At 37.3% G+C, this 2,061-nt stretch carries 1 pseudogene; it reads left to right on the top strand.

Annotated elements, in window-relative coordinates:
• Positions 1 to 347: 347 nt before the first annotated feature.
• Positions 348 to 1,495, top strand: a pseudogene (locus I3255_RS13865) (IS3 family transposase).
• Positions 1,496 to 2,061 lie beyond the last annotated feature (566 nt).

The raw sequence follows: 2,061 nt of genomic DNA, 5'->3' as shown, positions 1-2,061 counted from the left end.
AAATCACGTTAATACGATATGAATGAGTATTTGCTCTGAATGATAATGGGGCAAACTTGTGCTAGTGAGATTACATGAGTACCGAAGTGCCAATTGTGAATGTTCTAGACATAAATGAACATACAGTCATATTTAGCTAAGATAATTTTATCCAAATTAATGGGTTAACTAGGCATATCTATTCGCACCATGATAACTATATACTAACCACTATTTCGTAATTTCAATCAGGCGAAACTATTCCTCCGTAGGTATCATTCCTACGATTTCTTAGTTGGGAACCCTGAATAGCCACCGACTTGATAGACACCTTTTAGTTAGACAAAATGACTAATAGAGAGTTGCTTATGGGCCGCTAGAGATATCCAGAAGAATGAAGCAGTCAAACAAGTGACTGAAAAAGGTCATAGTGTGGCTGATGTTGCAGCTCGACTAGGAACAACGAGCCACAGTTTGTATGCGTGGGTTAAACTATACGGTCCGAACATCTCACAATACCAAGCTCAATCTGATGAAAGTGCTGAAATTCGTCGACTTAAAAAGGAATTGCAGAGGGTAACAGAAGAGCGATACATACTAAAAAAAGCCGCAGTGTACTTCGCAAGCCAGTCTGACTGAGGTACGCCTTTATTAAAGTGAATCAGACCATTTAGTCTGTTCGACTCATGTGTAAAGTCTTTGGAGTTCATCCAAGTAGTTACTATTCTTGGCTAAACGCTAAACGCTAAACGCTAAACGCTAAACGCTAAACAATCTAGACAGTAGACAAGAAAAATGACGAAAATATAAGTCTCTGACTGATAAAGCAATTTTGGCTGGAGTCAGGCTGTGTATATGGTTATCTAAAAATCTACAGCGACCAGCGAGATGAAGGAGAAATCTGTGTGGGGTTAACCAAGTTCATCGTTTGATGAAGCGAGAAGGTATTCAGTCATAAAGAGGTTATCGAAAGCCACTCCCCAAAAGTGGTGTTGAAAATATCATTGTATTTAATAAACTTGCCGAGAGCTTAATCCACATTCGCCCAATCAAGCGTGGGTAACTGAGATTACTTACATCAAAACACATGAAGGTTGGCTGTATCTGGCGATTGTTGTGGCTCTATTTTCTCGACGGATAATCGGTTGGTCAATGAAAAGTAGAATAACCAAGGAGCTTGTCCTTGATGCTTTGCTGATGGCGATTTGGCATCGTTCACCAATAGATGAAGTACTCGTTCACTCAGACTAAGGAAGCCAATATACCAGGCACGACTGGGACAAGTTTTTGAAATAGCATAGTCTTGAATTGAGTATGAGTTGTCTTGGTCACTATCACGATAATGCAGTTGCAGAGAGTTTTTTCCAGTTACTCAAAAGGGAAAATCTACAGCACTCGAGAAGAAGCTTGCATGGACATATTCGAATATATTGAGATGTTCTACAACATTAAACGCCGACTGTCGCTAGTAGAGTATGAAAAACAATATGAAAGTAAGTTAAAGAGTGTCTACTGATTTGGTGTCTATTCAGTTTTTTCATTTTGTGGTTTGAATTAAAAGAAATACTTAGCTAGACGATTTGGTATCGACCCACGTAATAAACGCCGAGAACAAGGTGTGCCTCAGGAGTAACTGGTTTTACAAGTAAACATTGACAGATGTTATGTTAGGAGAATTGAATGTGGAAAAGTAAACATCACACTCGAAAAGGCATATCAGTTAGCTGCAGTTTTCGAATGTGATGTGAGAGATTTATTGCCGTAAGTTTGGCAACTAAAAAGATCTACTTATTCAGCAGTTAATTGTTCTTGAGCACGAATAAATGTGGTTCGTTTATTATCAGCTACTTCACAGTAGTCTTTGAAAATTATAATCCTCAATTGTTTAAAAATTAAAATACTATACAATAATTTGAAATTATTGTATATTTTATTAGTTTAGATTTCTACCTATTCGGCAGTTCACGGATATGATTCATGACAATTTAATATAAGAAAATTACTTTCAACACGTAAGTCATCGAAAGATTAATCCTCCCGTTTAACCATACATTAAGTAAACTTACTGTTAGACTAGGCAAT

Source organism: Psychrobacter sp. Ps6, assembly GCF_022129235.1.
Classification (GTDB): Bacteria; Pseudomonadota; Gammaproteobacteria; order Pseudomonadales; family Moraxellaceae; genus Psychrobacter.
This window is presented reverse-complemented; position numbering and strand designations above follow the sequence as displayed.